We start from the raw sequence: 26,317 nt of genomic DNA, 5'->3' as shown, positions 1-26,317 counted from the left end.
AGTGGCTATATCTGCCCAGCTTCCGGTGAAAGACTGGCCTTCGGTTTTCAAGGATCCAACCATCGCAGATGCGGTCTTAGATCGAATCGTGCGAAATGCATATCGCTTCAACCTAAAAGGCCCATCTAGGCGACCTACGGTCGAACATATGCCGGCTTACGCAGATGACAGCGCAAGCGAAAAAGAGTATATTGAACAGTAGAAGTCATCTTGTCTACTTGATACAGGAATCTTGTCCGGATGTTATAAGAACTAACGTCCGAATAATGCAGGAACCAATGTCCGGATGTTACAGGATGCTTGTACCAAATAGGCAAGAATAATCAGGTATACTGACCAGCATATGCACATGATCTGGCATTAGATGCCCTTCTATAATCTCTACTCCTTTGTATGCACAAAGTTGTTTTAAGATATCTCGTATGCTTACCTTATATTGATTGTAGATTATTTTTCTCCTATACTTTGGAGTGAACACTATGTGGTATTTACACATCCATTTAGTGTGTGCTAAACTATTTGCCTTATTGGCCATTAAAATCACCTTTCCTTTCGTTATAATTTAGACTTGAACATCCAAAATTATAGCGGAAAGGTGATTTTTTTGTATAACAAACACCGCGCACCCGCATAGCGGGTGGTTTCTATTTCGCACGCTTCGCGAGCTCAACTGTGTCACGACACATAATAAAAAAATGCCGCAAGCGGCATTTTACACCTGCACGAATTTCTTGCAAAGTGTTTTATAACGTTCCCAGCGGGAATCGAACCCACAACTAGCGCTTAGGAGGCGCTTGTTATATCCATTTAACTATGAGAACAATTCAACCTATTTATCATAGCAGATAATAGATATGTTCTCAAGTTTATAATTCCATATTATAGTTAAGTTGTCCCTGCAGCCAGATGTTTCCTTTGAATCTTCGACCTAATGCAGGCTCACCCATGAGATCATCTTCATTTATTATTAAATCAAATTCCAGATTATTGCAATCGACATTTAACCTACAAACCTTTTCTTTGGAGGACTCATTTTCTATCCATTCGAAATCTTTAATTTCGCCCAATACAGAATACTGGTCACTTTCTATTCCATAAGGCATAAAATAGGTATCTACAATTGATAAAATATCTTCCTTTAATACCCTTTTTGAAAGTTTTGTATAAATATCCATATCCTCAAGAGTTAATTTTTCAATTGCTTCTTCATCACCCTCACGAGCTTTGGCAATCTGCTGTACCCTTGCTTGTGAATACTTTTTTGTATTACTTATTTGTTGTTCTGTTTTATTTACCGGAAAAAGAATTTTCCCTTCTGTTGATAATCCGCTAAGCGTTACAGAAGTATTTGCTCGAATGGCTCTACCAATATATTTTGCATTTAGAAAATCTGTCATATTTTGCAAATAGAAAATCAAGGTTACGCCTACCCTATAATCTTCACAAATTCCTGCATAAGCTTCTTTATCTGCATGTTTTTCGATTTCTGCTTTTTCCTCAGTGGTCTGTCCTTTTCCCAAAAAGAAAGGAAAGTAGTATTCCATTCGAAATGTCTCATCATCCACATACTCACCAACTATCGAAAGACCAAAATTTTTACTGTACATTTTTCTAAATTCTACAATTTCAGTTTCTTCCGAACCTATTGCATTAAAAATCTGGGATGCTTCTTCAATCGTTTTATCTAGAATATCATCAAACTCTTCTTTTGTTATATTTTTAAATCCTATTGCCTGTAAATATTTATGCAATCAATAATCCTCCTGTATGAATGTTATTCTGCATTAATGACATGTAAAAGCTTTGTTACTGCCTCTACATCAAACCAAGTTCCAGATTTATGCCACATTTCCTCTGTAACTGTTTTAATGTCCCTGCTTTTCATTTCGAAGCCCATTACTGCAGAAGCTAAATAACTAGTCGCTTGTATTATTCTACATCCCAATGATTGTTGCTTTTGTTTTAGCGGATAACCTGAACCATCAAGCCTTTCATGGTGTGATAATATCATGGTTTTTACCTCTTGCGATATCCATTCTTCCGTTTCTAAAGCACTGTATGCCAGGATGGTATGTTTTTTAAATTCAAATACCTCATTTGGTAAAAGTGTTTCAATATCAATTTCTTTATATGGTACAGTTACATATCGAAGACCTATATTATGTAATAAACTTGCACAAATTAATTCTTTTATTTCTTCGGTATTAAGTTTCAGACTTTGCCCGACTTTCATAGATAAAACAGCAACTGCTACTGCATGATCATATAAAGTAGCATCCTGATCAAGCAGGGCATTCACTCTTTTTTCGTCTTTAAAATTCTGCCAAATGCTCTCTGCAATCGATTGAACTTTTTCAAACTGATTGCGGTTATTATACATAATTTGCTCTAAAAGATGTTTTAACTGATTTTTATAAATAAAAGCCTTTTGCAAATAACTATTCTGTGCGGCTTCTTTATCCGCAATACATACTTGTGAAACATCTAGCTGACGAAGTAATTTTATATAAATTTCTTTTAGTGCTGTATCTTTTTTTATTAAGACATCTCCATCTGTATACACCACATCTTCTGCTAATATGTCCCCATTCTTAATCTCTTCGATATGAATCTGCCTCATATTCGTCTCCCCTTTTAAGGCACTTGCTCCCTTGTCAAGACTCTTCTGGCGGTTGTGGTTTTGCTTCACCCTTTGCAATTGATAATGCCTGTGCTTCTTCATCTGAAAGCACAAGATACGAATTACCATTAACAATTTCTTTTATATAGGTGTAGCAACCTTCACGAGAATGCATTGCATTAATTATAAATCCATCATTTGCTTTATTTAATAATGCAAGAGAAAAACTTAGTTTTCCACCCATCTCATTAAAGGCATCATATTTAACCATACCAACTTTCATGAAGGTTTTATTTAAGGTCTCAAGTATATTTTGAACTTCTTCAGTATTTTTATCGGTAACTGCAACCGCTTTATCAACCTGTTCAAATTTTTTCATTAAAATTTCTTCCATTGATTTCATATCTTTTCCTTCCATGAAAGCTCGATATGATTTTTTCATTCTGGAAGTTTTTGCTGTATTTACAATCATAATAATAATCAACACAACTATCAGAGCTGCTAATATCATAATTAAATAATCATAACTAAGACCTAAAAGATCTGGTAAATTAATTTCGTACATTTCTTTTTCCTCTCGAACATATGTTTTGTTTTATTTTGTAAATATTTCCATTAATCGTTCTAACTCTGCATTCGAGTAATATTCAATTTCAATCTTTCCACGTTGAGAATCTTTTGGAGTAATTGACACTTTTGTTCCAAGTGCTGTTTTCATTTTGTCTGCAAGATTTTGATATACCAAATCCATTTGACGATTATCTTTTTTCTTTGCCTTTTCTTTTTCCAAAGATTCCTTATCATCTTCTAACAGTTTCTTTACATACTTTTCCGTATCGCGCACACTCATTTTATTATCAAAAACGTATTGTGCTATCGAATACTGTTTTTCCGGTTCTAGACTAAGCAATGCTCTCGCATGTCCCGTACTGATCATATCATCTATCACCATTTGCTGTACTTGTTCTCCAAGCTTTAATAGTCGCATAGAATTTGTTACTGCACTTCGACTTTTTGAAACACGCTGTGCTACTTCATCTTGTTTTAGATTAAATTCCTCAAGCAGCTTTTTATATGCCATTGCTTCTTCAATAGGATTTAAGTTTTCTCTTTGAATATTTTCAATCAAAGCAATTTCTACTTTTTCCTGTTCGGTAAGTTCCTTAATAATTACAGGTACTTTTTTTACTCCGGCAATCTTAGCTGCTCGCCATCTGCGTTCACCGGCAATAATTTCATAGTAATCTTCTTTCTTTTCGACAAGCAATGGTTGAAGTATTCCGTGTTGTTTGATTGATTCGGATAATTCCTCTAACGCATCTTCGTCAAATTTTTTTCTTGGCTGTTCTCTATTTGGGCTTACTTCGTTGATGTTCATTTCAACAACTACTTCGCCTTGCAATTCATCTTTTTCTTTTTTCGCTGATGTTTTTGATTTTGTGCCGGATTTTGCTGCCGGAATCATTGCATCAATTCCTTTTCCTAATCCTTTTGCTGCCATATATTCTCCTCCTACCCGATAATCTCTTTTGCCAGATTTCGATAAGCTTCTGCTCCTGCAGATTTTGTATCATATGCATTTATTGGAAGTCCGTGACTAGGCGCTTCTGCAAGTCTAACATTTCTTGGAATGATAGTGTCAAATATTCTGGTTTGAAGATTATTTTTTACATTTTCTACTACTTGCGAGGATAGATTTGTTCTTCCATCATACATGGTAAATACTACACCTTCAAATTCAAGATCCGGCTTTAATCTTTCCTGTACCAACTCAATTGTGTGTACCAACTGACTTAATCCTTCAAGCGCGTAGAATTCACATTGAATAGGAACCAATACGCTATCTGCTGTTGTCATCGCATTTACTGTTAGCATACTAAGTGACGGAGGACAATCTATGATTATATAATCAAAATCATCCCTTACATAATCAATTTCATTTTTTAATGCATATTGACTATCTTTCACATCTATCAATTCAATTTCAGCTCCTGCCAGATTAACATTTGATGGCAGTAGTGATAAATTATCATACTCTGTTTTTACCATACATTCCTTAACTGTACATTCTCCTAACAGCAATTCATATATCGTATTATCTTGTTCACTCTTTTCTACCCCTAGACCACTAGTTGTATTTCCCTGTGGGTCTAAATCAATTGTGAGAATTTTTTTCCCTTTTTCAGCTAAACTAGCAGAAAGGTTTATGGCTGTTGTAGTTTTTCCAACTCCGCCTTTCTGGTTTGCTATCGCAATTACTTTTCCCATTAGCAATTTCCCTCTTTCTTTTTTGACTTCGCTACTTATTTTATCACAAATCATTCCTTTTGTATGCGATGTTTCACTAAAATTAATATTTAATTTTGTTTCACGTGAAACATTTTTTTATTTTCTAATATCTTGGGGTTTTAATTTTTTACTAAACCAAAATATTGGGTTTTTTTTAAATGTTTCACGTGAAACAATTACAAATATATCCTAATTTTGTCATAACCCCCACCTACGCTAACGCTTAGAGGTGGTGGATTTCTCCGACTGATTTAATAAATAAAGCAAATACCATGACAAAATAAAAAGGTCCTAGAAGGGACCTTTTTCTGATTATTAATATCCCCCACCTACGCTAACGCTTAGAGGTGGGGAATTTCTCCGACTGATTTAAAAAACGTTAATCAAATTATTTCTAATAGCAAACACAGCGGCCTGTGTACGATCAACAACTTTAATTTTCTTAAAAATATTTGAAATATGATTTTTCACTGTTCTTTCTGAAATATTTAACTGTTCTGCAATATCCTTATTAAAAAGACCAACCGCCATTTTCTTTAATACTTCCAACTCTCTCTTAGTAAGAGAATCTATTAATTCCTGATCGGCATTTTTTGTTACCAACTTTGCATTCAAAGAAGGAATTAAATCAGGTTGAATATAAGCTTCCCCATTATATACAGAATTAATAGCAGTTTTCAAAACACTTAGATCTGAATCCTTTAAAATATAACCATCTATTCCAACTTCGACTGCCTTTAATAAATATTCAACTTCGTTATGAACAGTTAAAATAATAACTTTAATATCAACTTTTAATTTTTTTAATTGTTCTAACACTTCAAGTCCATTCATATTAGGCATGTTAATATCTAAAAGAAGAACATCTGCCGTATTACCATCTTTTAAAATATTTAAGCATTCAAGTCCATCACTAGCCTCAGCTACAACATCAAAATTTTCTTCCAGTTCCAAAAGGTTTTTTAATCCTTCACGAACCATAGCATGATCATCAGTTAACATCAATTTAATCATTAATTAATCCTCCTTTTTGAGTGGAACAGTAATTTTAACTATTGTTCCATTACCCGGTTTGCTTTCAATCAAAAGACTACCATTTAATAAAAATACTCTTTCTTTCATAATGGACATACCAAACCCGTGTGTTGCATCATTAGTTTTTTTGCTCGCAACCTCATTCTGGTCGAATCCATCTCCATCATCCCTAATCATTACTTCAATTAATCCGTCATGATTAATCATTGATACTTCAATCAAAGAAGCATTGGCATATTTTAAAGCATTATTACAGCTTTCTTCCATAATATGTAATAGTGTTAACGAAATTACCTGAGGAATATCATTCAAATTTCCATCTGAAATAAATTTAAATGAAGTAGCTGTAGGAGACTTTTTTGCCAAATGGTCTAACATTCTTTGTGCTGTTACATCAAGACCAATATCATCAAATGACATAGGTCTAAGATTATAAATAATTTCTCTAAGTTCTTCAATAGAAGATCTTAACTGGTTATTCATAATCTTCATTTCCAACTTACATCTTACCTGATCAATCTCCATAAGTCGGGAGCACAATTCCATCTTATGAACAAAACTTGTTAAAGTCTGAACCGTAGAATCATGTAAATCTCTAGCAATTCTTTGTCTTTCCATTTCCTGAGATTCTAATATTTTACGATGTAAAGCAGCATTAATAGGATCTACTTCGGAAACAAAAGATAAATCATTATTAACGTCACCCTCTACTACAACAGCACATTGATCTATCTCATGAGACAAAAGAAGTAATTTAGAATCAATTTCTTCTATCTCCTTTAAGAAGTGGTCTTGTTTGCGGGAATATTTACGAACTTCTCTTTTTAACAAGGAAAGAGTTTCTGCATCCTTCTCATCAAACCCGGTTGGGGTAAATCCAACCTGAACGTGATCCTTTGCAGATTCTAGTTCTGCAATTTTTAAATTATAATCATCAATCTGCTTTTTTAAAGACCGACTCTGCTTAGACAATTGACTTTTCTTCCTATTAAGATCGTCATAGTAATCCTGTAAAAAGTCACGTACCAATAAAGCAGCCTCCTTCGAACATATGTTTTTACATATAAAGTACCAAGTGTATTTTATAATATAAGACCTAAAAATGCAATGTGAACCTTTTATCATTGTGAAAAAAAATAGAATCCATTATAATGATAATAGACAAAACGCCTAAAAGGAGGATTGCTATGAATAAAAAAGTAATAAACACAGTCTTAATAGGCGGTGCTGCTATAGCAGCGATTTATGGTGCAAATAAACTAATCGCTTTTAGGGCATCTAATAGACATAGAGACAACTTTGAAGCATCTAAGATCATGACATGGCGATATGGTAACATCTCTTATATAAAGAAGGGAAAGGGATCTCCCATTCTTCTCATACATGACTTAAACCCAGCTTCATCAAGAGTTGAATGGGACAAAATCATTTCAAAGTTATCTAAGACAAATACTGTCTACGCTTTAGATTTGCTTGGCTGCGGAGACTCTGAAAAACCTAATATGACATATACCAATTACCTATATGTTCAGCTATTAACAGACTTTATAAAAAAAATAATTGGTCAGAAAACAGATGTAATAGCAACCGGTGATTCCGGCTCCTTTACCATTATGGCCTGTAATATGAATCCTGATTGTTTTAACAAAATAGTACTGGTCAATCCAACTGACATAATCACATTATCGAAAACACCAGGCAAAAGAAATCGTATTATGAAGAAGGTTCTTGAAACTCCTATATTTGGAACAAGCATCTATAATATGATTTATTCAGAAAAAAATATCATCTTGGGATTAAAGCAAAAGAATTTTTTCAAAAGTCACTTAATTTCCAATTCTATGATTAACGAATACTACGTATCAGCTCATAATGAAGAAAGTCGAGGAAAATTCTTGTATTCAAGTATTTTTTCACGATATACAAATATTAACATTGCACATGCACTAAAGAAACTGAATCACAGTATCTATATCATAGAGGGAACTCAAACACCAATGGCCGACCAAATCATAGAAACCTATATAGAGATGAATCCTTCTATCGAAGCAACATATATAGAAAATACTTCTCGTTTGCCACAATTAGAAAAACCAGAAAGTTTTCTATCACAATTAAAAATTTTTCTAGAATCATAAAAATGCCGGACTTAAAAAGTCCGACATTTTTTTATCGTTCACAGCTACTTATATCCTGCAAAGGATTTTTTGATGGTGTCCCTGCTTTTCTTGGATACTTTTTCTTAGTTTTTCTGACCTTTTCTATCATAACAAAAGATCTTGATATTTCATCTCCCGGTAATTGAAAATATAATACATCTTTTATTCTGCCTGAAAGCTCCCCAACAGCAAATTCTGCATCTTTTAATTCTTGATCTATTTCACCAGATTTATAAGAAATAAAATTTCCTCCTACTTTTACAAGTGGAATCGCTAATTCACTAAGAGTTGAAAGATTAGCGACCGCTCGAGATACACAAAGATCAAATTTTTCTCTAAAATCACAATTTTTTCCTAAATCTTCCGCTCTAGAATGTATAGTGCGGATATTTTCTAATGATAATAATTGTATTACTTCCTCCAAAAACCGTATTCTCTTGTTTAAAGAATCTGCAAGCGTTACCGAAAGCTCCGGATAAATAATTTTAAGAGGAATACCTGGAAAGCCAGCACCGGTTCCAATATCAATTATAGAAAGACTTCTATGTAAATCCACATACTGACCAATAGCACAGCTATCCACAAAATGTTTCATTACAACATCTTCAAATTCCGTAATGCGAGTAAGATTCAGCGTTTCATTTGTTTTAATCAAAAAATCATAATAATCAAGTAATTGATCTAGCTGCTCATCAGAAGCTTCAATCTTTATTTTTTTTAAAGATTCATCTAATAATTCTTTCTTATTCATATTCTTTTCCTTTTTGCTGTAAATATACCAGTAAAACTGAAATATCTGCCGGTGAAACACCTGAAATACGCGAAGCTTGCCCAATTGAAGCAGGTTTCAATTTATTAAGCTTTTGCACCGCTTCGATTCTCAAAGAAGAAACTTTACTGTAATCAAAATTATCTGGAATCTTCTTATTTTCTAATTTATGAAACTCTTCAACTTGTTTAAGCTGTCTTAAGATATATCCCTCGTACTTAATATTAATATTCACCTGCTCTATGACATCCCAAGATAACTCCGGTCTTTCAGAATCTAATTCACTAATTAAGTCATAATTTAATTCTGGTCTTCTGATGAGTTCTGCCAATGTTGTAGCTGTCTTTATCGTAGTAGATCCTAGTTCTGATAACAAAGCTTGAACATTTTTATTTGCTCCAATTGTTACCTGCTTAATTCTATCAACTTCTTTTGCAATCTCCTTTTTCTTTTCAAGAACCATCTCATAACGTTCCTTTGAAATAAGACCATATTGAAAACCAATTTCCGTTAATCTTAGATCAGCATTATCCTGACGCAAAAGTAGACGATATTCCGCTCTTGATGTCATCATGCGGTAAGGTTCGGTTGTTTCTTTCGTTACAAGATCATCAATTAAAACTCCAATATAAGCATCCGATCTTTTTAAAACCAAAGGTTCCTGTCCAAGGATTTTAGAAGCAGCATTAATCCCAGCAACAAGTCCTTGCGCTGCTGCTTCTTCATAACCGGAACTACCATTAAACTGTCCGCCACTAAATAATCCTTCTATCTCTTTAAATTCAAGAGAAGATTTTAGTTGAACAGCGCTTATACAATCATATTCTATTGCGTAAGCATTTCTCACTATCTTAGCATTTTCAAGGCCTGCAACAGAATGATACATATCATGTTGTACATCCTCAGGAAGAGAAGATGACATTCCTCCAACATACATTTCATTAGTATTGAGGCCTTCTGGTTCTATAAATACCTGATGTCTATTCTTATCAGCAAATTTTACAACTTTATCTTCTATTGATGGACAATATCTTGGTCCTGTTCCCTCAATCATACCCGAATACATCGGTGAACGATCTAGGTTATCTTTAATAATTTCATGAGTCTGTTCATTTGTATAAGTAAGATAACAACATACTTGCTCCTTTTGAATTTCATCAGGATTAGTAGTAAATGAAAAAGGAACAATTATTTCATCGCCAAACTGAGGTTGCATTTTCGTAAAATCTATAGATCTTTTATCTATTCTTGCCGGTGTACCTGTCTTGAAGCGGAGCATTTTTACACCATTATCAACTAACGATTTTGAAAGATGAGTAGCAGATTGAAGACCATTTGGACCGGTATAGGTAATGGAATCACCGCAAAGACATCTCGCATTCAAATACGTACCCGTACACAACACAACTGCTTTAGATAAATAAGTTGCACCTGTAAAAGTTCTAACACCTTTTACTTTACCATCTTCAACTATCAAATCCGTAACTTCAGCCTGTTTGAGAACAAGATTTTCTGTATTTTCCAAAGTTCTTCTCATCAATGAACTATACGCGTTTTTATCAGCTTGAGCTCTTAGAGAATGCACTGCTGGACCTTTAGACTTATTAAGCATTTTTGACTGAATAAAAGTCGCATCAATATTAATACCCATCTGTCCACCAAGCGCATCAATTTCTCTTACAAGGTGACCTTTTGAACTTCCTCCGATATTTGGATTACATGGCATCATAGCCACGCTCTCAATACTAACTGTAAATATGATTGTTGATAAACCTTTTCTGGCGCATGCAAGTGCAGCTTCACAACCGGCATGTCCGGCACCAACTACACATACGTCATACTCTTCTACTAATTTTGCCATGTTATTAACCCTTCCATCTATTTACCCATACAGAATTTGCTAAAAATTTCATCAACAAGATCTTCAGAAGTAGACTCACCTATAATATTTCCTAAGGAATCATAAGCATTCATTAAATCTATAGAAAAGAAATCCTCCGGCATATTCTGCTCAATGCTGCTTTTTACAAGTTCTAAAGAAGATAAGGTATCTCTTAACGCTTGTTCATGCCTTGCATTTGTTATAAATACTTCATCATTATAATCGATTTCTTTACGTATGAACATATCCTTAATATAAGAAGATAAAGAATCAATACCTTCTTGTTTCTTGGCTGAAATAGAAATCACAGGAGCATCCAAATATTTTAAAATATCTTCCTTTGAAACAACAAAATCCAAATCAGATTTGTTTAAGATACAAATCACTTTCTTATCTTTAATATATTCTAGTATCTTAATATCTTCTTCCTCTAAAGGTATCGATCCATCCACAAGAAAAATAATTAAATCAGCTTTATCAACAGATGCGATAGCACGATCCACACCTATTTTTTCCACTGTATCCACAGTCTGTCTAATTCCAGCAGTATCGATAAGATTTAAAATCAATCCATCTAAACGAAGCTGCTGTTCTAACACATCCCTGGTTGTTCCGGCAATATCCGTAACAATAGCCTTTTCTTCGCCTATTAAAGCATTAAGCAAAGAACTCTTTCCGGCATTTGGCTTCCCTACGATTACAGTTGTAATACCCTCGCTTAAAATCTTTCCATTAGCTGCAGTTTTTATCAACTTCTGTGTATTATTTATTAATTTATCCACAATTAAGCTTAATTGCTGTGGATAAGAGTCTAATGAGTAGTGTTCCGGATCATCAAGTGCTGATTCTATAAAAGCAGTTTCATGCAGAATCATTTCTCTAAGATTCTTAATTTTCTCATATAAAGCACCTTGTAAATGATTAACAGAATTACTAAGAGCGAATTCATTTTTAGCAGAAATAACATCCATAACAGATTCTGCCTGGGATAAATCAATCCTTCCATTTAGAAAAGCTCTTTTAGTAAATTCACCAGGCTGTGCCAGTCTTGCTCCGTTTTTTATAACAGTGTCAAGAATCCTTTGCATCACATAACTTCCGCCATGCGTATCAATCTCCACAGTATCTTCCGCTGTATAAGAATTAGGTCCTTTCATCATCAAAACCAAAACTTCATCTATAATATGATCACCATCAACAATCATCCCATAATGAACCGTATGAGATGGTTGCTCTGACAATACTTTCTTTCCTTTTTTTGACTGGTAAATGCGATCAATAACATCAAATGCACCTTCACCGCTTATACGAATTATTCCAATACCTGAATTCGTCATACCTGTTGCAATAGCTGCAATCGTATCATTTTGAAACATATCAAATTCCTCATTTCAAGTCTCGACCCTGTTCTTTGCCAAAAAGAAAGGATCATTCACAACCGGGATAAAATAGTGTACAAATACTATATCACATAATGAAAAATCTCAGAAGCACATCAAATGCCTCTGAGATTTCCTAATGATTATTTTTTTAAAGTAACAACAACATGGCGATAAGGTTCTTCCCCTTCACTATGAGTCGTAACAAATTTGTCATTCTGCAGAGCGGAATGAATAATTCTTCTTTCATAAGGATTCATTGGCTCTAAAGAAACCATTCTCTTAGTACGTTTTACCTTATATGAAATATTTTTAGCAAGATTTTCAAGAGTGTCCTTTCTTCTCTGACGATAATTCTCAGTATCAAGTTTCACCTTGTAGTATACATCTGAATTACGATTAACAGCCAGATTAGTTAGATATTGTAAAGAATCAAGTGTTTGTCCTCTCTTTCCTATCAAAACACCCATATTATCGCCCTTAAATTCAATATTATAAACATTTTCATCTTCCAGGCTAATATTCATTTCAACCTCAAGGTTCATAGCATGAAAAACATTAGATAAAAATTCTTTAATAGTATCTTCTACAGAAAATTTTTTTCTTGCTTTTATAACAGCCGGTTTACTATTAAATCCAAGAAATCCTGAACTGCCTTCTTCTAAAACTTCTATATCAAGTTCACTCGAGGCAACTCCTAATTCAACTGATGCAGCTGTAATAGCTTCATCTTTTGTCTTACCGGTAAATTCTTTAAATTCCATGATTAGAAAACCTCCCTACTTCTTTTTTTTATTCTGCGAATTATTATAATTTTTTACCATATTCGCTTTTGAAGCCATTGATCCGGACTTATAATTCTTATTTGAATTTTTCGCATTATCAATCTTACTTGTATCGATATTCTTTGTCTTCATAGAAGCTCCGGATCGAATCTGATTTTCATAAACACCACGGCGTTCTTTTCTCTTAGCTGCTTTCGCTTTTGCTTTTTCTTTATTTTGCTCAACTATTTGATCAAAATCCAACTTATTTAAATGACGATTGATTAAAAGCTGTAACAAAGTTCGAATACAAGCACCTGCAATCCAATAGATACCAACACCAATTGGTAATGAAAATACCATGATAAATGAGAAGATTGGCATGAAATAATTCATCATCTTCATCTGGCGACCCATGGCATCATTAGCATCATAAGCGGCATTTGCAGAGGTTAATCTAATATTCATAAGCTGAGTTAAAGCAGAAATAACAGGAATTAAAATTCCTCCTATAATAAACCAGGCAGTTCCAGTCTGTCCACCTAACTTAATCATAGACCATGACGATTCTGAAATATTAAGTCCTAAAAAGTAATTGTAATTCATTATGGATTCTTGCATAGCTGTAATATCTCCGCTAAGAGATGAAAACAGCTCACGGAAAGTATCCCATCCTGCTGTCGGAAGCTTATAAACAAGGTCAATAATATAATTTCCAAGCTCTGTAGTATCTGTAACAGAAAAATCAACATTTAAATTTCTAATTGAAACACTTTCACTTAGTGATGTTAATTTATCCTGAAAACCATCAACAGCCATAATAGAGGCAACAAGAGAAGCAAAAGTTGCTTTAATTCTTGGTACATAAGCAGGTACATTATAAATAACACGATACAAAGACCAAAGAATAGGAATCTGTATAGCCATCTGTATACAACTTCCCATTGGTGAAACACCATACTTATCATAAATAGCCTGTGTCTGTTCCTGCATAGCTTGCTGTGATGCAGAATCACGTCTTCCTTTATACTTTTCCTGAATTTTTTTTATTTCAGGTTGCATAATCTTATTCAATTTTGCAAATTTTTGCTGCTTAAAGGTAAGTGGCAGCATTGCTACATAAATAATTACCGTAAAAACGATAATACAAAGACCGATATTTTGAATATGAAATACATTATCTAAAAAAATGTAAATTCCATTCATAAGATAACCAAGTAACTTTGCAATCGGTCCTAAAATCCTACCAGAATACTGGGTAAGCATCATCTGGGTCAATTTCTTTCCTCCTCCTATGGAACGGGATCATAGCCCCCCTTTGAAAAAGGATTACATCGAACCAATCTCCAGGCAGTCAATACACTCCCCTTTAAAGCGCCATGCTTCGTTATGGCCTCTATCCCATATCTTGAACAACATGGATAATAGGGGCATTTTGTAGTTTTTGTAGGCGATATACCATACTGATACACCCTGATTATAAAAATTAATACCTTTTTCAAATCCTATTCCATCTTCTTATTCATCTTATTTTTGTGAAGATTTTGCAAGTGAAGAACCGCTTCATTGATTTGATGATAAGAAGCTTTCTTCGCGGATACCCTTGCGACGACTACAATGTCAAATCCTGGATCAAACATCTCTTCATGTAGTCTATAACTTTCTCGAATTAAACGAGTCAGGTGATGTCTAATAACACTATTTCCGACTTTTTTGCTAACTGATATACCAATTCTGTTTCTTTTTGTATGATTTTCAATCATGTACATAACAAGAAGTTTGTTAGCGAATGACTTGCCATGTCTATAAACATGAGTAAAATCAATATTTTTCTTTAACGATTCTGAATATTTCATCTTATAAAATATTTAATATTTAAAAAGAAGAAAAGACCACTAGTTGAGTGGCCTATGCTGATAATTTTTTTCTTCCTTTTAATCTTCTAGCAGCAATTACTTTTCTACCACCAGCTGTACTCATTCTTTTTCTAAAACCGTGAACTTTAGATCTCTGTCTTCTTTTTGGTTGATAAGTCATTTTCATAGATATCCACCTCCTCTACGTTAAAAAACATCACTCCAATTATATCAGATAACCCCATCAAGTCAAGTAATTATGCGGTTTTTTATAATATTTACAACAAAAATCAATATCTATGAAAATAAATAATAATTAAATACAATATGTTGAATTGATAAAAAAAGAATTAGTTTCTTCCTTATTATAATAGGGTATTTTAAATGTTGATAAAAAGCACAACTTAGTTTATTATAAAAAGTGTGATTTTATGCACACATCTATATTCTTACATAGGAGTTTTTTACATGCAAAATGTTAAAGATAACTGGAATAAAATTCTTGATTATGTCAGGGAAGCTTGTGATATCGAAGAGATATCATTTCAAACCTGGCTTAAGCCTTTAGAAATTTCTCATCAAGAGAATAATACTATCTATATTTCTACCGGATCTGACAACCCTTTATCCATTGGATTCTTAGATAAAAGATACAAAATATTTATTAAAGAAGCAATCGGTGTTCTCACCGGTAATTATTATAATATAGAATTTATCAAACCAGAACAAAAAATAACAGACCAACAAGAAAAAGCAATGCATAGTCCTGCACAAACCCAGGCAATGATTCAAGCTGCAAAGGCTAATCTTAATCCCAAATATACTTTTGATACATTTGTAGTAGGAAGTAATAACAGATTTGCTCATTCTGCCTGTCTTGCTGTTGCAGAATCTCCCGGCGAATCATATAACCCATTATACATATATGGTGGACCTGGACTTGGTAAAACTCATCTTATGCATTCTATCGGTCATTTTATTTTGGAGCATAGTCCAAATACAAATATCATTTACGTAACTGCAGAAGAATTTACAAATGAAGTAATTGAATCTATCCGTTCAGGAAGTACTTCATCCATGTCAAAATTTAGAGATAAATATCGTAAAGTTGATGTACTCATGGTCGACGATATTCAATTTATTATTGGAAAAGACAGTACACAAGAAGAATTCTTCTTTACTTTTAACGGTCTTCATTCCGCAGGTAAACAGATTATAATTTCTTCTGATAAATCACCTAAAGAGATGGAAACTCTAGAATCTAGAATAAAAACAAGATTTGAATGGGGACTTTTAGCTGATATCGGATTTCCTGATTATGAGACCAGGATGGCAATTTTACGAAAAAAATTAGAATCATCAGACATCACATTTTCCGATGATATATTAAGTTTTATTGCTACTAATATCAAATCAAATGTAAGAGAGCTTGAAGGAGCACTCAATAAACTAATTGCTTACTCTAAACTAATTAATGAAGACATAACAATTGAAACAGCAGAAAAACAATTACAAAACATTATTTCTCCTGATAAGCCAAAAGAAATAACTGCTCAATTAATTATAGAAGTAGTATCTGATCACTTTCAGGTATCAATGGAAAAGCTGTTATCCACAAATAGAAGTAAAGATGTAGTAAGACCTAGACAGATTGCTATGTTCTTATGTAATGAACTTACAGATTCTTCATCCGAGGCAATCGGAAATCTATTGGGTGGCAGAGACCATTCCACAGTTCTACACGGGGCAAAAAAAATATCAGAAGAATATCATTCTAATGAAGAAACTAAAAATCTAATAGATACTATTATAAAAAAAATAAATCCTAATTAACATTATCCACAATTTGTACACTATACTCCGGTGAATAGAAACTATTTTTATTCACCGTATTCACTAACAGATTCTGTGGATTAGCTGTGAATATAAGTGGATAAATATCAAAGCTTTATTTATTCACAAAATCATTCTTTTTATCATCCGCTTATAAGAAGGTTTATCACATAGTTATACATAGGTGTTTTTCCTGTAAATACTGGGCTGAAGGCACTTATTAACCAATTCACAGCTACTAAGACTAATACTAAGAATAATATATTATATATTTATATATAAAGCAGCGGAGAATAATAAGTTGTGAAAGGGGTCACATTACAAAAATGAAATTAATATGTTCAAAATCAAATTTATTGAAAGGAATTAATGTTGTATCAAAAGCAGTTCCATCAAGAACATCAATGGCAATCTTAGAATGTATCCTAATAGATGCATCTGCAGGGCAGATAACATTAACTGCTAATAATATGGAACTTGGTATAACAACCATTATAGATGGAGATATAGAAGAACGAGGAATTATAGCTCTAGATGCAAAGATTTTTTCAGATATTGTAAGTAAATTTCAAGAAAATGAAAGTGAAGTTACAATCGAAACCGATTCTTCTTTTAAAACAATCATTACCTGTGAAAATGCAAAATATACCATTATAGGAAAATCAGGCGAAGACTTTTCGTATCTTCCAGATATAGAAAAAAATGACTCAATAGAAATATCTCAATACACCTTAAAAGAAGTAATACATCAAACAATTTTTTCAATTGCTGATCAAAGTGAAAGTAACAAAATTATGACGGGAGAATTGTTTGAAATTCAAGAGAATAATTTAAAAGTTGTATCAATGGATGGACATCGTATTTCCATCAGAAATATAGAACTGAAAGAATCCTATACACCTAAAAAAGTAGTAGTTCCGGGAAAAACACTTCAGGAAATTGCTAAGATTCTGACAGATGATACAGAAAAAATGGTTACCATTTATTTTAGTCGTAATCATATTGTATTTGAATTTGATCAGACAACTGTTGTATCTAGGTTGATTGAAGGCGAATATTTTAAGATTGAAAAAATGTTGTCTCATGATTATGAAACCAAAGTAATCATTAATAAAAGACAATTATTAGGAGCTATTAATCGTGCTACTCCATTAGTAAAAGAGGGAGACAAAAAGCCAATTATTATGGATATTAATCAAGAAAATATGGAGCTTAAGATTAATTCATTTGTAGGTAACATGAAAGAAGACATCGAAATCAAGAAAGAAGGAAAAGATATTATGATAGGATTTAATCATAAATTCTTTATCGATGCTCTTCGTGTTATAGAAGATGAAGAAGTTAGTTTGTATATGGTAAATCCTAAAGCACCATGTTTTATTAAAGATTTAGAGGAAAAATATATTTATCTGATTCTTCCGGTAAATTTTAATAATGTATAAGAAAAGGAATTAGGATATGGAAGAAGTTGTAATTCGTGATGATTTCATAAAACTAGGCCAGTTGCTTAAGTTGGCAGGTTTCGTAGGAAGCGGAGTAGATGCCAAAATGGTAATAGCAGATGAAATGGTTTTAGTAAATGGTGAAATATGTACACAACGAGGGAAAAAAATATATCCTGGAGATAAAGTGAGTTTTCAGGGAGAAGTGGTGAAAGTGGTTCAATGATTGTAAAATCCATAAAGTTAAACCAGTTTCGAAACTATAATTATTTAGATATCAATTTAAGTCCCGGTACAAATATCTTTTATGGAGACAATGCGCAGGGTAAGACAAATATTTTAGAAGCTTTATATGTAAGTGCTACATCTAAATCTCATAAAGGAAGCCATGATAGGGATATGATTCAATTTGGAAAAGAAGAGTCTCATATTCAGGTAAATGTAGAAAAAAATGAGAAAGATTATATGATTGATATTCATTTAAAAAATAATAAAGCAAAAGGGATAGCAATCAATAAGATCGCTATAAAAAAAGCAAGTGAAATATTTGGAATATTAAATATCATTTTCTTTTCGCCAGAGGATTTAAATATCATAAAAAAAGGTCCTTCTGAAAGAAGAAGATTTTTGGATTTAGAGTTATGTCAGCTTGATAAAATCTATTTATATAATCTTACAAACTACAACAAAGTTGTGCAGCAAAGAAATAAACTTCTAAAAGATATTGCATTTAATTCTTCTTTGGAGGAAACTCTTCCAATTTGGGATATGCAACTTATAAAATATGGGTCTTATTTGATTGAAAGAAGAAAAAAGTTTGTTCAGGAAATAGCACCGATTGTAAGAAAAACTCATTATAAGATTTCCGGAGAAAGAGAAGTTTTAGAACTTTCTTATGAACCGGAAGTCGAAATTGAAAATTTCGAAAAACAACTAAAAGAAAATAAGTGGAAAGACTTAAAAAACAGAATAACTACAACAGGACCTCATAGAGATGATTTATCATTTTTGATAGAAGGGGTAGACATTAGAAAGTTTGGTTCTCAGGGACAGCAAAGAACATCTGCACTGTCTTTAAAACTTTCAGAAATAGAAATAGTAAAAAAAACAATAGATGACGAACCTGTATTATTACTTGATGATGTATTATCAGAATTAGATAGTAACAGGCAAAATTATTTATTGCAGCAAATAAAAGAAACACAGACGCTTATTACATGCACAGGACTGGATGAATTTGTAAAAAACAGTTTTGAAGTTGATAAAGTATTTCAAGTAATAAGCGGTAATGTGAGTGAAAAGTTACAGGAACAAATGTAAGGAGGAAATTATGGCAGCGGAGTACGGAGCAGATCAAATCCAGGTATTAGAAGGATTAGAAGCAGTAAGAAAAAGACCTGGTATGTATATTGGTAGTACTTCATCCCAAGGATTGCACCACCTCGTTTATGAAATAGTAGATAATGCAGTTGATGAAGCACTTGCTGGATTTTGTAAACATATTAGAGTTGAAATAAATAAAGGAGAATCTATTACCGTTATTGATGATGGTAGAGGTATTCCTGTGGATATCAATAAAAAAAGCGGCCAGTCAGGTGTAGAACTTGTATTTACGGTATTACATGCCGGTGGAAAATTTGGAGGAGGAGGATACAAAGTATCCGGAGGTCTTCATGGAGTAGGTGCATCTGTCGTAAATGCTCTTTCTACAAATCTGGAAGTTCAAATAAAACGTGATGGTCATATCCACAAGCAGAGTTATGCAAGAGGTAAGATATTAACACCTGTAGAAATAATTGGGGATTGTGATAAAGATGATACCGGAACAATGGTACATTTTCAGCCGGATCCATCAATATTTGATGATGTGGTTTATGATTATAATATTCTTAAGAAAAGACTACGAGAGACGGCATTTTTAACAAAGGATCTTCATATAACACTAGTGGATAAAAGAGAAGAAGAACCGGTTGAAGAAATCTTCCATTATGAAGGCGGAATTAAAGAATTTGTGACCTATTTAAATGGTAGCAGTGAAGCAGCCTATCCGGAAGTCATTTACTGTGAAGGAACAAAAGATGGAGTGTATGTAGAAGTTGCACTTCAGCATAATGATGCTTATCAGGAAAATACAATCAGTTTTGTTAATAATATCAATACACCGGAAGGTGGTATGCATCTGACCGGTTTTAGAAATGCTCTTACCAGAACATTTAATACTTATGCCAGAGCCAATAAAATCTTAAAAGATTCTGATCCGGCTTTAACCGGTGAAGATATACGTGAAGGTATGACAGCTGTTATCAGTGTCAAGATCGAAGAGCCTCAGTTTGAAGGACAGACAAAGCAAAAACTTGGAAACAGCGAGGCAAAAGGAGCTGTTGATGCAGTAGTCAATGAACATTTGACCTATTTTCTTGAGCAAAATCCAAATGTTGCCAAGATTATCTGCGAAAAGTCACTTTTGGCGCAGCGTGCGAGAGATGCAGCACGTAAGGCAAGAGATTTGACAAGAAGAAAGACAGCACTTGAAGGATCTGCTCTTCCAGGTAAGCTTGCAGACTGCTCTGATAAAGATCCAAAGAATTGTGAAATCTTTATTGTCGAGGGTGATTCCGCGGGTGGATCTGCAAAAACAGCCCGTTCAAGAGCAACTCAGGCAATTCTTCCTCTTAGAGGAAAGATTTTGAATGTAGAAAAAGCGCGGGTGGATAAGATATTTGCAAATGCTGAAATTCGCGCCATGATTACTGCATTCGGTACGGGAATTCATGAAGACTTTGATATCACAAAGCTTCGTTACAATAAAATTATTATCATGACGGATGCCGATGTCGACGGTGCACATATCAGTACACTGATGTTGACATTCTTATATCGATTTATGCCGGAACTGATTAAACAAGGTCATGTATATCTGGCACAGCCACCACTTTATAAGGTGGAAAGAGCGAAAAAGGTATGGTACGCCTATAGTGATGAAGAGCTGAATACCATCATGACGGAGATTGGTCGTGATGGTAACAATAAGATTCAACGATACAAAGGACTGGGAGAGATGGATGCGGAACAGCTTTGGGAAACCACTATGGATCCGGAGACAAGAATTCTTCACAGAGTTGTATTTGATGAAGATTATAGTTCGGAAATCAATCTTACTTTCATGACGTTGATGGGTGATAAGGTTGAGCCGAGACGAGAATTTATCGAGAAGAATGCGAAGTTTGCGCAGAATCTTGATATTTAGTAGTGATATGTAAATCCGCTAGGAGGATTATTTAGAATGGATGACAAAATTTTTGACAACATTAATGATGTCGACTTGAAAAAAACAATGGAGAACTCGTATATTGATTATGCGATGAGCGTAATTGTGTCGCGAGCACTTCCGGATGTCAGAGATGGTTTAAAACCGGTACAAAGACGTATTTTATATTCCATGAATGAAATGAGCAACACCTACGATAAGCCGCATAAAAAGTGTGCGAGAATCGTTGGTGATACCATGGGTAAATATCATCCACACGGAGATAGTTCTATTTATGGTGCATTAGTCAACATGGCGCAGGATTGGTCAATGCGTTATACACTCGTTGACGGTCATGGTAACTTTGGATCTGTGGATGGCGACGGTGCAGCAGCTATGCGATACACAGAAGCCAGACTTGATAAGATTGCTAATCACATGATTGAAGATCTCGGCAAAGATACGGTTGATTTCATGCCAAACTATGATGAAACCGAAAAAGAGCCGGTTGTTCTTCCATCACGTTTTCCAAATCTTTTGGTGAATGGTACAACCGGTATCGCGGTAGGTATGGCAACCAATATTCCACCTCACAATCTTCGTGAGGTTATTGGTGCTGTCGTAAAAATCATCGATAACCAGGTAGAAGAAAACAGAACAACAACAATTGATGAAATTCTTGAGATTGTAAAGGGACCGGACTTTCCGACAGGTGCTGAAATAATGGGAACAGCCGGAATTAATGAGGCGTATCGTACGGGACGAGGCAAAATCCGTGTTCGTGCGGTAACTAATATTGAACCGATGGACAATGGAAAGAATCGTATTGTTGTAACGGAACTTCCATACATGGTAAATAAGGCAAGACTGGTTGAAAAAATTGCCGAACTTCACAAAGAAAAGAGAGTAGACGGTATTACCGATCTTCGCGATGAATCGGACAGACAGGGAATGCGTGTTGTTATTGAACTTCGTCGAGATGTAAATCCGAATATCGTTTTAAATCAGTTATATAAACATACACAATTGCAGGATACATTTGGTGTAATTATGCTTGCACTTGTGGATAATCAGCCTAAGATTTTAACTCTTCTTGAACTTCTGAATTATTATTTGGATCATCAAAAAGATGTTGTAACTAGAAGAACAAAGTATGAACTGAACAAAGCAGAAGAAAGAGCTCATATTGTCGAAGGTTTATTAATTGCACAGGATAATATTGATGAGGTAATTAAGATTATTCGTGCAAGCAGTAATACGCAGCAGGCAAAAGAAGGATTAATTTCTCGTTTTGGATTGTCAGACGCGCAGGCACAGGCAATTGTAGATATGCGTCTTCGTTCACTGACAGGTTTGGAACGTGAAAAATTAGAAGCTGAGTATGAAGAACTCAAAAAGAAGATTGAATACTACAAGTCAATTCTTGGAGATGAGAATATCTTACTTGGCGTCATTAAGACAGAAATCTCACAGATTGCGGATAAATATGGAGATGAAAGAAGAACAAGCATCGGTTTTGATGAGTTCGATATTTCCATGGAAGATCTGATTCCGGAGACGAATACCGTCATTACGATGACAAAACTTGGTTACATCAAGCGTATGAGTACAGATAATTTTAAGTCTCAGCATCGTGGCGGAAAAGGAATTAAGGGAATGGAGACCATTGAAAATGATTATATTGAGGAATTATTTATGACAACCTCACATCATTATTTGATGTTCTTTACCAGCACAGGACGAGTTTATCGAATTAAAGCATATGAGATTCCGGAAGCATCACGTACATCTAGAGGAACTGCGATTATTAATATTTTACAGCTACAGCCGGATGAAAAAATTACGACAGTAATTCCATTTAAAGAATATGAAGAAGATAAATTCCTTTTAATGGCGACAAAGAATGGAATTGTGAAAAAGACATCCTTAATGGATTATGTAAATGTCCGTAAAAAAGGTTTAACTGCAATAGCACTTCGTGACGATGATAAATTAATTGATGTTATGGTCACAGATAATACAAAAGAAGCATTGTTAATAACAAACTTTGGACAGTGTATACGTTTTAAAGAAACCGATGTCAGAAAAACAGGTAGAAACACATTTGGAGTAATAGGTATGAACATGATTCCAGGGGATACGGTTGTTTCTATGCAGTTATCTGACATGGGAGAATATATGTTAATCGCATCAGAAAAAGGTCTTGGAAAACTCACAAGAATGGATGATTTTTCAGCACAAAATCGTGGTGGTAAAGGTGTTAAATGCTACAAAGTTCTTGAAAAAACAGGAAATATTGTTGGTGCAAAGGCCGTAAATAAAGACGATGAAATCATGATGATTACAACAGCCGGAGTCATTATAAGAATGCCGGTGGAAAATATTTCCGTACTTGGAAGAATTACCTCCGGAGTTAAATTAATTAATCTTGATGAAGATATCTTAGTTGCTAGCATTGCAAAGGTTAAAGAAGATAAATCATTAATGGATTATTCGGAGGAAGGCCAACCATCACAAGAGGAAGAACAAGAATAAAGAGGAAAAAAAAGTGGGCAATATTAGAAATGTTTCCGTAACAGAACTTACGGAAGCAATTAAAGAAATGTGTATAGAAGCAAATTATGATTTGACACCGGATATGAAGAATGCATTGAAGGATTCTGTTCAAACAGAAAAGTCACCAATAGGAAAGAAAGTACTTAATCAGCTTCAGGAAAATTTAAAAATAGCCAAGGATGATATGATTCCAATCTGCCAGGATACAGGAATGGCTGTAATATTTCTTGAAGTAGGTCAAGATGTACACTTTGTGGATGGAGACGTTGAAGAAGCAGTAAATGAAGGTGTTCGTCAAGGGTATGTAGATGGATATCTTAGAAAATCGGTTGTGAAAGATCCATTAATCCGAGAAAATACAAAGGATAATACACCGGCAATTATTCATTATTCTGTCGTAAAAGGAGATAAGATAAAAATAACGGTTGCTCCAAAAGGATTTGGAAGTGAAAATATGAGTCGTGTTTTTATGTTAAAACCAGCAGATGGAATAGAAGGGGTAAAAAATGCCATTATAACAGCAGTAAAAGATGCAGGACCAAACGCCTGTCCTCCAATGGTTGTAGGTGTAGGTGTAGGTGGTACCTTTGAAAAATGTGCTCTTATGGCAAAAAAAGCTTTAACACGATCAGTAAATGAACATTCAAAAATTCCATACGTCGCACAAATGGAAGAAGAAGTGTTAAATAAAATTAATAAAAGCGGAATAGGGCCGGCAGGATTAGGTGGTACAACAACAGCATTAGCTGTAAATATAGATACTTATCCAACACATATAGCCGGACTTCCGGTGGCAATAAATATTTGTTGTCATGTTAATAGACATTCAATAAGAGAAATATAAGAAGGTGGCACTCATGGATAAAAAGATAACGACGCCAATTACGGCAGAAATTGCCAGTTCCCTTCATGCGGGGGATTTTGTATTTATAACAGGAACGATATATGTCGCCAGAGATGCTGCGCATAAGAGATTAATGGAAGTACTTGAAAGGGGAGAACAACTTCCTATTGAAATAAAGGATAGTACTATATATTATATGGGACCATCTCCGGCGAGAGAAGGAAGACCAATTGGGTCGGCAGGACCAACAACAGCCAGCAGAATGGATAAATATGCTCCAACGTTACTTGATCTTGGAGAAAAAGCAATGATAGGTAAAGGAAAGAGAACCAAAGATGTATTAAATGCGGTTATTAGAAATAAAGCTGTATATTTTGCAGCTATTGGAGGAGCAGGAGCATTATTATCAAAGTGTATAAAAAAATCTGAGATTGTATGTTATGAAGATCTAGGAGCTGAAGCAATACGAAAACTAGAGGTGGAAGATTTTCCGGTAGTTGTAGTAGCGGATTGTGAAGGAAATAATCTTTATGAAACTGCAATATTGGAATATAAGGAAGATTAATCAAACAAAAAACACCACAGAACGTGGTGTTTTTTGTTTGAGTCGACAATATTAAAACAAAAGAGGATAATATCTCCATGGATAAATCCATGAATTATTACTTCTTTTATAGTATAGCAAAGATAAAAGCCAAAAACAATAAAAAAATATTATTTAAATCAGTTTTGTATAGTATTATCATGACTAACAACAAATAGTATAGAAAAATAGGAAGAGAATATACAAATTGTACAATAAAATGAAAGGTATATATAAAATGCAGCATTCTAGTCGGAATACTTATATAATATTCGCATCTTGTATTTAGAAGGTGTGTGTTTAACCAAGTCAAAAATGATAATCAAACCAAGTTAAAATAATACATAAAGAAATAAGAATAAAAATTAAAAAATTACATTGACAAATACACATGATTTTAGTAACATATCTTATGCGTGAGCAAAAGTTGATAAATAATCAATGAACTTCAGGAGAAATACTCAAGAGGCTGAAGAGGCGCCCCTGCTAAGGGTGTAGGTCGGGTGACCGGCGCGAGGGTTCAAATCCCTCTTTCTCCGTTAATAAAAAGCAGCATATCTTGTTGCTTTTTATTTTTTGATTGACATGTATTTTGATTGCATGATATAGTTAAATTCCCACAGGGAATAAAACGAATATATGTTAAGAAAGATTAAAAAAAGTAAAAAAAAGTGTTGACAAGACATAATAATCATGATAACATATAGAAGTTGTCGGCAAAAACAAAAACCGACACGAACCTTGATAACTGAACAGTGAAATAACCTTGAAAAATTCTAAGAGAAACGTTCTTAAAAGAACAGTTAATCGATTAGATTAACACCTTAAAACAGTAAAGCATCTGACTAAAAGGGATGCACAAGGATAAAAAGCCAAGAAGTAATTCTGAAGCAATTATCAAAAGATTAAACATGAGAGTTTGATCCTGGCTCAGGATGAACGCTGGCGGCGTGCTTAACACATGCAAGTCGAACGAAGCACTTTATTACGATCTCTTCGGAGTGACGATTTAGTGACTGAGTGGCGGACGGGTGAGTAACGCGTGGGTAACCTGCCTTA

25 protein-coding genes, 2 tRNA genes, 1 rRNA gene and 1 pseudogene are annotated in these 26,317 nt (G+C 34.0%); 12 read left to right on the top strand and 17 right to left on the bottom strand.

From position 1 onward, the window contains the following. Positions 1–202: ATP-binding protein (locus BLS20_RS12880; protein WP_176762422.1), on the top strand; the 202-nt coding region annotated here is incomplete at its 5' end. 123 nt (positions 203–325) lie between these two features. On the opposite strand, the pseudogene tnpA reads toward BLS20_RS12880, so the two are convergent. The 9 genes and pseudogenes from tnpA to BLS20_RS12835 all read right to left on the bottom strand — a co-directional run. Then, positions 326–535, bottom strand: a pseudogene (tnpA, locus tag BLS20_RS12875) (IS200/IS605 family transposase); the annotation flags it as partial. A 214-nt stretch (positions 536–749) separates the two neighbouring features. Beyond that, positions 750–821 (bottom strand) — tRNA-Arg (locus tag BLS20_RS12870). A 45-nt stretch (positions 822–866) separates the two neighbouring features. Next, a complete protein-coding gene (locus BLS20_RS12865) occupies positions 867–1,751 on the bottom strand; it encodes a DUF3881 family protein (RefSeq protein ID WP_090174766.1) in 885 nt (294 codons plus the stop codon). 23 nt (positions 1,752–1,774) lie between these two features. Next, positions 1,775–2,620 carry an HD-GYP domain-containing protein gene (locus BLS20_RS12860; RefSeq protein ID WP_176762421.1) on the bottom strand — a complete coding sequence of 282 codons (846 nt, stop codon included), beginning with the start codon at positions 2,618–2,620 and terminating at the stop codon, positions 1,775–1,777. Between the two features lie 34 nt (positions 2,621–2,654). After that, the gene (locus BLS20_RS12855; protein ID WP_090174764.1) at positions 2,655–3,185 is read right to left on the bottom strand and encodes a DUF4446 family protein; all 531 of its coding nucleotides are present in this window, start codon (positions 3,183–3,185) and stop codon (positions 2,655–2,657) included. Between the two features lie 30 nt (positions 3,186–3,215). After that, positions 3,216–4,121 (bottom strand): ParB/RepB/Spo0J family partition protein, encoded by a 906-nt coding sequence (locus tag BLS20_RS12850; RefSeq protein ID WP_090174763.1) that lies wholly within the window; start codon positions 4,119–4,121, stop codon positions 3,216–3,218. Positions 4,122–4,132: 11 nt separating this feature from the next. Further along, on the bottom strand, positions 4,133–4,888 hold the full coding sequence (locus BLS20_RS12845) for a ParA family protein (protein ID WP_090174762.1): 756 nt from the start codon (positions 4,886–4,888) through the stop codon (positions 4,133–4,135). A 390-nt stretch (positions 4,889–5,278) separates the two neighbouring features. Further along, on the bottom strand, positions 5,279–5,923 hold the full coding sequence (locus tag BLS20_RS12840) for a response regulator (protein WP_090174761.1): 645 nt from the start codon (positions 5,921–5,923) through the stop codon (positions 5,279–5,281). A gap of 3 nt (positions 5,924–5,926) precedes the next feature. Further along, positions 5,927–6,973: a sensor histidine kinase gene (locus tag BLS20_RS12835; protein ID WP_176762420.1), complete on the bottom strand. Its 1,047-nt coding sequence runs from the start codon at positions 6,971–6,973 to the stop codon at positions 5,927–5,929. A gap of 158 nt (positions 6,974–7,131) precedes the next feature. Here BLS20_RS12835 and BLS20_RS12830 point away from each other — a divergent pair, with 158 nt between their 5' ends. Then, positions 7,132–8,082 carry an alpha/beta fold hydrolase gene (locus tag BLS20_RS12830; protein WP_090174759.1) on the top strand — a complete coding sequence of 317 codons (951 nt, stop codon included), beginning with the start codon at positions 7,132–7,134 and terminating at the stop codon, positions 8,080–8,082. A 31-nt stretch (positions 8,083–8,113) separates the two neighbouring features. Here BLS20_RS12830 and rsmG read toward each other — a convergent pair whose 3' ends face one another. From rsmG to rpmH, 8 genes are all read right to left on the bottom strand, one after another. After that, positions 8,114–8,854 carry a 16S rRNA (guanine(527)-N(7))-methyltransferase RsmG gene (gene rsmG, locus BLS20_RS12825; protein WP_090174758.1) on the bottom strand — a complete coding sequence of 247 codons (741 nt, stop codon included), beginning with the start codon at positions 8,852–8,854 and terminating at the stop codon, positions 8,114–8,116. Beyond that, complete coding sequence (gene mnmG, locus BLS20_RS12820) at positions 8,847–10,733, bottom strand: tRNA uridine-5-carboxymethylaminomethyl(34) synthesis enzyme MnmG (protein ID WP_090174757.1); 1,887 nt, start codon at positions 10,731–10,733, stop codon at positions 8,847–8,849. Before mnmG ends, rsmG begins: the two co-directional genes overlap by 8 nt. Positions 10,734–10,750: 17 nt before the next feature. Then, positions 10,751–12,130, bottom strand: a complete 1,380-nt coding sequence (gene mnmE, locus BLS20_RS12815; protein ID WP_090174756.1) for a tRNA uridine-5-carboxymethylaminomethyl(34) synthesis GTPase MnmE — start codon at positions 12,128–12,130, stop codon at positions 10,751–10,753. A 146-nt stretch (positions 12,131–12,276) separates the two neighbouring features. After that, positions 12,277–12,897, bottom strand: coding sequence for an RNA-binding cell elongation regulator Jag/EloR (jag, locus tag BLS20_RS12810; protein WP_090174755.1), 621 nt, complete (start codon positions 12,895–12,897; stop codon positions 12,277–12,279). A gap of 15 nt (positions 12,898–12,912) precedes the next feature. Continuing rightward, positions 12,913–14,166: a YidC/Oxa1 family membrane protein insertase gene (locus tag BLS20_RS12805; protein ID WP_242870591.1), complete on the bottom strand. Its 1,254-nt coding sequence runs from the start codon at positions 14,164–14,166 to the stop codon at positions 12,913–12,915. Positions 14,167–14,189: 23 nt separating this feature from the next. Next, on the bottom strand, positions 14,190–14,399 hold the full coding sequence (yidD, locus tag BLS20_RS12800; RefSeq protein WP_090174753.1) for a membrane protein insertion efficiency factor YidD: 210 nt from the start codon (positions 14,397–14,399) through the stop codon (positions 14,190–14,192). Between the two features lie 3 nt (positions 14,400–14,402). Beyond that, positions 14,403–14,753: a ribonuclease P protein component gene (gene rnpA / locus BLS20_RS12795; protein WP_090174752.1), complete on the bottom strand. Its 351-nt coding sequence runs from the start codon at positions 14,751–14,753 to the stop codon at positions 14,403–14,405. A gap of 52 nt (positions 14,754–14,805) precedes the next feature. Further along, positions 14,806–14,940, bottom strand: coding sequence for a 50S ribosomal protein L34 (gene rpmH, locus BLS20_RS12790; RefSeq protein WP_090174751.1), 135 nt, complete (start codon positions 14,938–14,940; stop codon positions 14,806–14,808). A 281-nt stretch (positions 14,941–15,221) separates the two neighbouring features. Here rpmH and dnaA point away from each other — a divergent pair, with 281 nt between their 5' ends. From dnaA to BLS20_RS12740, 10 genes are all read left to right on the top strand, one after another. Then, positions 15,222–16,586 (top strand): chromosomal replication initiator protein DnaA, encoded by a 1,365-nt coding sequence (gene dnaA, locus BLS20_RS12785; protein WP_090174750.1) that lies wholly within the window; start codon positions 15,222–15,224, stop codon positions 16,584–16,586. Positions 16,587–16,912: 326 nt separating this feature from the next. Continuing rightward, the gene (gene dnaN / locus BLS20_RS12780) at positions 16,913–18,028 is read left to right on the top strand and encodes a DNA polymerase III subunit beta (RefSeq protein WP_090174749.1); all 1,116 of its coding nucleotides are present in this window, start codon (positions 16,913–16,915) and stop codon (positions 18,026–18,028) included. A 16-nt stretch (positions 18,029–18,044) separates the two neighbouring features. Next, positions 18,045–18,254, top strand: a complete 210-nt coding sequence (locus tag BLS20_RS12775) for an RNA-binding S4 domain-containing protein (protein ID WP_090174748.1) — start codon at positions 18,045–18,047, stop codon at positions 18,252–18,254. Next, on the top strand, positions 18,251–19,348 hold the full coding sequence (gene recF / locus BLS20_RS12770; protein WP_090174747.1) for a DNA replication/repair protein RecF: 1,098 nt from the start codon (positions 18,251–18,253) through the stop codon (positions 19,346–19,348). The genes BLS20_RS12775 and recF overlap by 4 nt, the downstream gene beginning before the upstream one ends. A gap of 10 nt (positions 19,349–19,358) precedes the next feature. Beyond that, a complete protein-coding gene (gene gyrB, locus BLS20_RS12765; RefSeq protein WP_090174746.1) occupies positions 19,359–21,275 on the top strand; it encodes a DNA topoisomerase (ATP-hydrolyzing) subunit B in 1,917 nt (638 codons plus the stop codon). A 36-nt stretch (positions 21,276–21,311) separates the two neighbouring features. Further along, positions 21,312–23,810, top strand: coding sequence for a DNA gyrase subunit A (gyrA, locus tag BLS20_RS12760; RefSeq protein WP_090174745.1), 2,499 nt, complete (start codon positions 21,312–21,314; stop codon positions 23,808–23,810). Between the two features lie 22 nt (positions 23,811–23,832). Further along, complete coding sequence (locus BLS20_RS12755) at positions 23,833–24,675, top strand: fumarate hydratase (protein WP_090174767.1); 843 nt, start codon at positions 23,833–23,835, stop codon at positions 24,673–24,675. A 13-nt stretch (positions 24,676–24,688) separates the two neighbouring features. After that, positions 24,689–25,240 (top strand): Fe-S-containing hydro-lyase, encoded by a 552-nt coding sequence (locus BLS20_RS12750; RefSeq protein ID WP_090174744.1) that lies wholly within the window; start codon positions 24,689–24,691, stop codon positions 25,238–25,240. 469 nt (positions 25,241–25,709) lie between these two features. Next, positions 25,710–25,797 (top strand) — tRNA-Ser (locus tag BLS20_RS12745). Positions 25,798–26,165: 368 nt separating this feature from the next. Further along, positions 26,166–26,317, top strand: a 16S ribosomal RNA gene (locus BLS20_RS12740); the annotation flags it as partial.

Source organism: Eubacterium oxidoreducens (genome assembly GCF_900104415.1).
GTDB classification, from domain to species: domain Bacteria; phylum Bacillota; class Clostridia; order Lachnospirales; family Lachnospiraceae; genus Eubacterium_C; species Eubacterium_C oxidoreducens.
The sequence above is the reverse complement of the archived record's forward strand: the minus strand, read 5'-3'. Positions and strand labels throughout refer to the sequence as shown.

What these genes read in the sequence shown, in the direction of transcription:
- BLS20_RS12775 (WP_090174748.1), top strand. Translation starts at nt 18,045, where the DNA reads ATGGAAGAAGTTGTAATTCGTGATGATTTCATAAAACTAGGCCAGTTG.
- dnaN (WP_090174749.1), top strand. Translation starts at nt 16,913, where the DNA reads ATGAAATTAATATGTTCAAAATCAAATTTATTGAAAGGAATTAATGTT.
- jag (WP_090174755.1), bottom strand. Translation starts at nt 12,897, where the DNA reads ATGGAATTTAAAGAATTTACCGGTAAGACAAAAGATGAAGCTATTACA.
- BLS20_RS12855 (WP_090174764.1), bottom strand. Translation starts at nt 3,185, where the DNA reads ATGTACGAAATTAATTTACCAGATCTTTTAGGTCTTAGTTATGATTAT.
- recF (WP_090174747.1), top strand. Translation starts at nt 18,251, where the DNA reads ATGATTGTAAAATCCATAAAGTTAAACCAGTTTCGAAACTATAATTAT.
- rpmH (WP_090174751.1), bottom strand. Translation starts at nt 14,940, where the DNA reads ATGAAAATGACTTATCAACCAAAAAGAAGACAGAGATCTAAAGTTCAC.
- mnmG (WP_090174757.1), bottom strand. Translation starts at nt 10,733, where the DNA reads ATGGCAAAATTAGTAGAAGAGTATGACGTATGTGTAGTTGGTGCCGGA.
- dnaA (WP_090174750.1), top strand. Translation starts at nt 15,222, where the DNA reads ATGCAAAATGTTAAAGATAACTGGAATAAAATTCTTGATTATGTCAGG.
- BLS20_RS12850 (WP_090174763.1), bottom strand. Translation starts at nt 4,121, where the DNA reads ATGGCAGCAAAAGGATTAGGAAAAGGAATTGATGCAATGATTCCGGCA.
- mnmE (WP_090174756.1), bottom strand. Translation starts at nt 12,130, where the DNA reads ATGTTTCAAAATGATACGATTGCAGCTATTGCAACAGGTATGACGAAT.
- BLS20_RS12750 (WP_090174744.1), top strand. Translation starts at nt 24,689, where the DNA reads ATGGATAAAAAGATAACGACGCCAATTACGGCAGAAATTGCCAGTTCC.
- BLS20_RS12845 (WP_090174762.1), bottom strand. Translation starts at nt 4,888, where the DNA reads ATGGGAAAAGTAATTGCGATAGCAAACCAGAAAGGCGGAGTTGGAAAA.
- BLS20_RS12830 (WP_090174759.1), top strand. Translation starts at nt 7,132, where the DNA reads ATGAATAAAAAAGTAATAAACACAGTCTTAATAGGCGGTGCTGCTATA.
- gyrA (WP_090174745.1), top strand. Translation starts at nt 21,312, where the DNA reads ATGGATGACAAAATTTTTGACAACATTAATGATGTCGACTTGAAAAAA.
- rnpA (WP_090174752.1), bottom strand. Translation starts at nt 14,753, where the DNA reads ATGAAATATTCAGAATCGTTAAAGAAAAATATTGATTTTACTCATGTT.
- BLS20_RS12805 (WP_242870591.1), bottom strand. Translation starts at nt 14,166, where the DNA reads ATGATGCTTACCCAGTATTCTGGTAGGATTTTAGGACCGATTGCAAAG.
- BLS20_RS12860 (WP_176762421.1), bottom strand. Translation starts at nt 2,620, where the DNA reads ATGAGGCAGATTCATATCGAAGAGATTAAGAATGGGGACATATTAGCA.
- rsmG (WP_090174758.1), bottom strand. Translation starts at nt 8,854, where the DNA reads ATGAATAAGAAAGAATTATTAGATGAATCTTTAAAAAAAATAAAGATT.
- BLS20_RS12840 (WP_090174761.1), bottom strand. Translation starts at nt 5,923, where the DNA reads ATGATTAAATTGATGTTAACTGATGATCATGCTATGGTTCGTGAAGGA.
- gyrB (WP_090174746.1), top strand. Translation starts at nt 19,359, where the DNA reads ATGGCAGCGGAGTACGGAGCAGATCAAATCCAGGTATTAGAAGGATTA.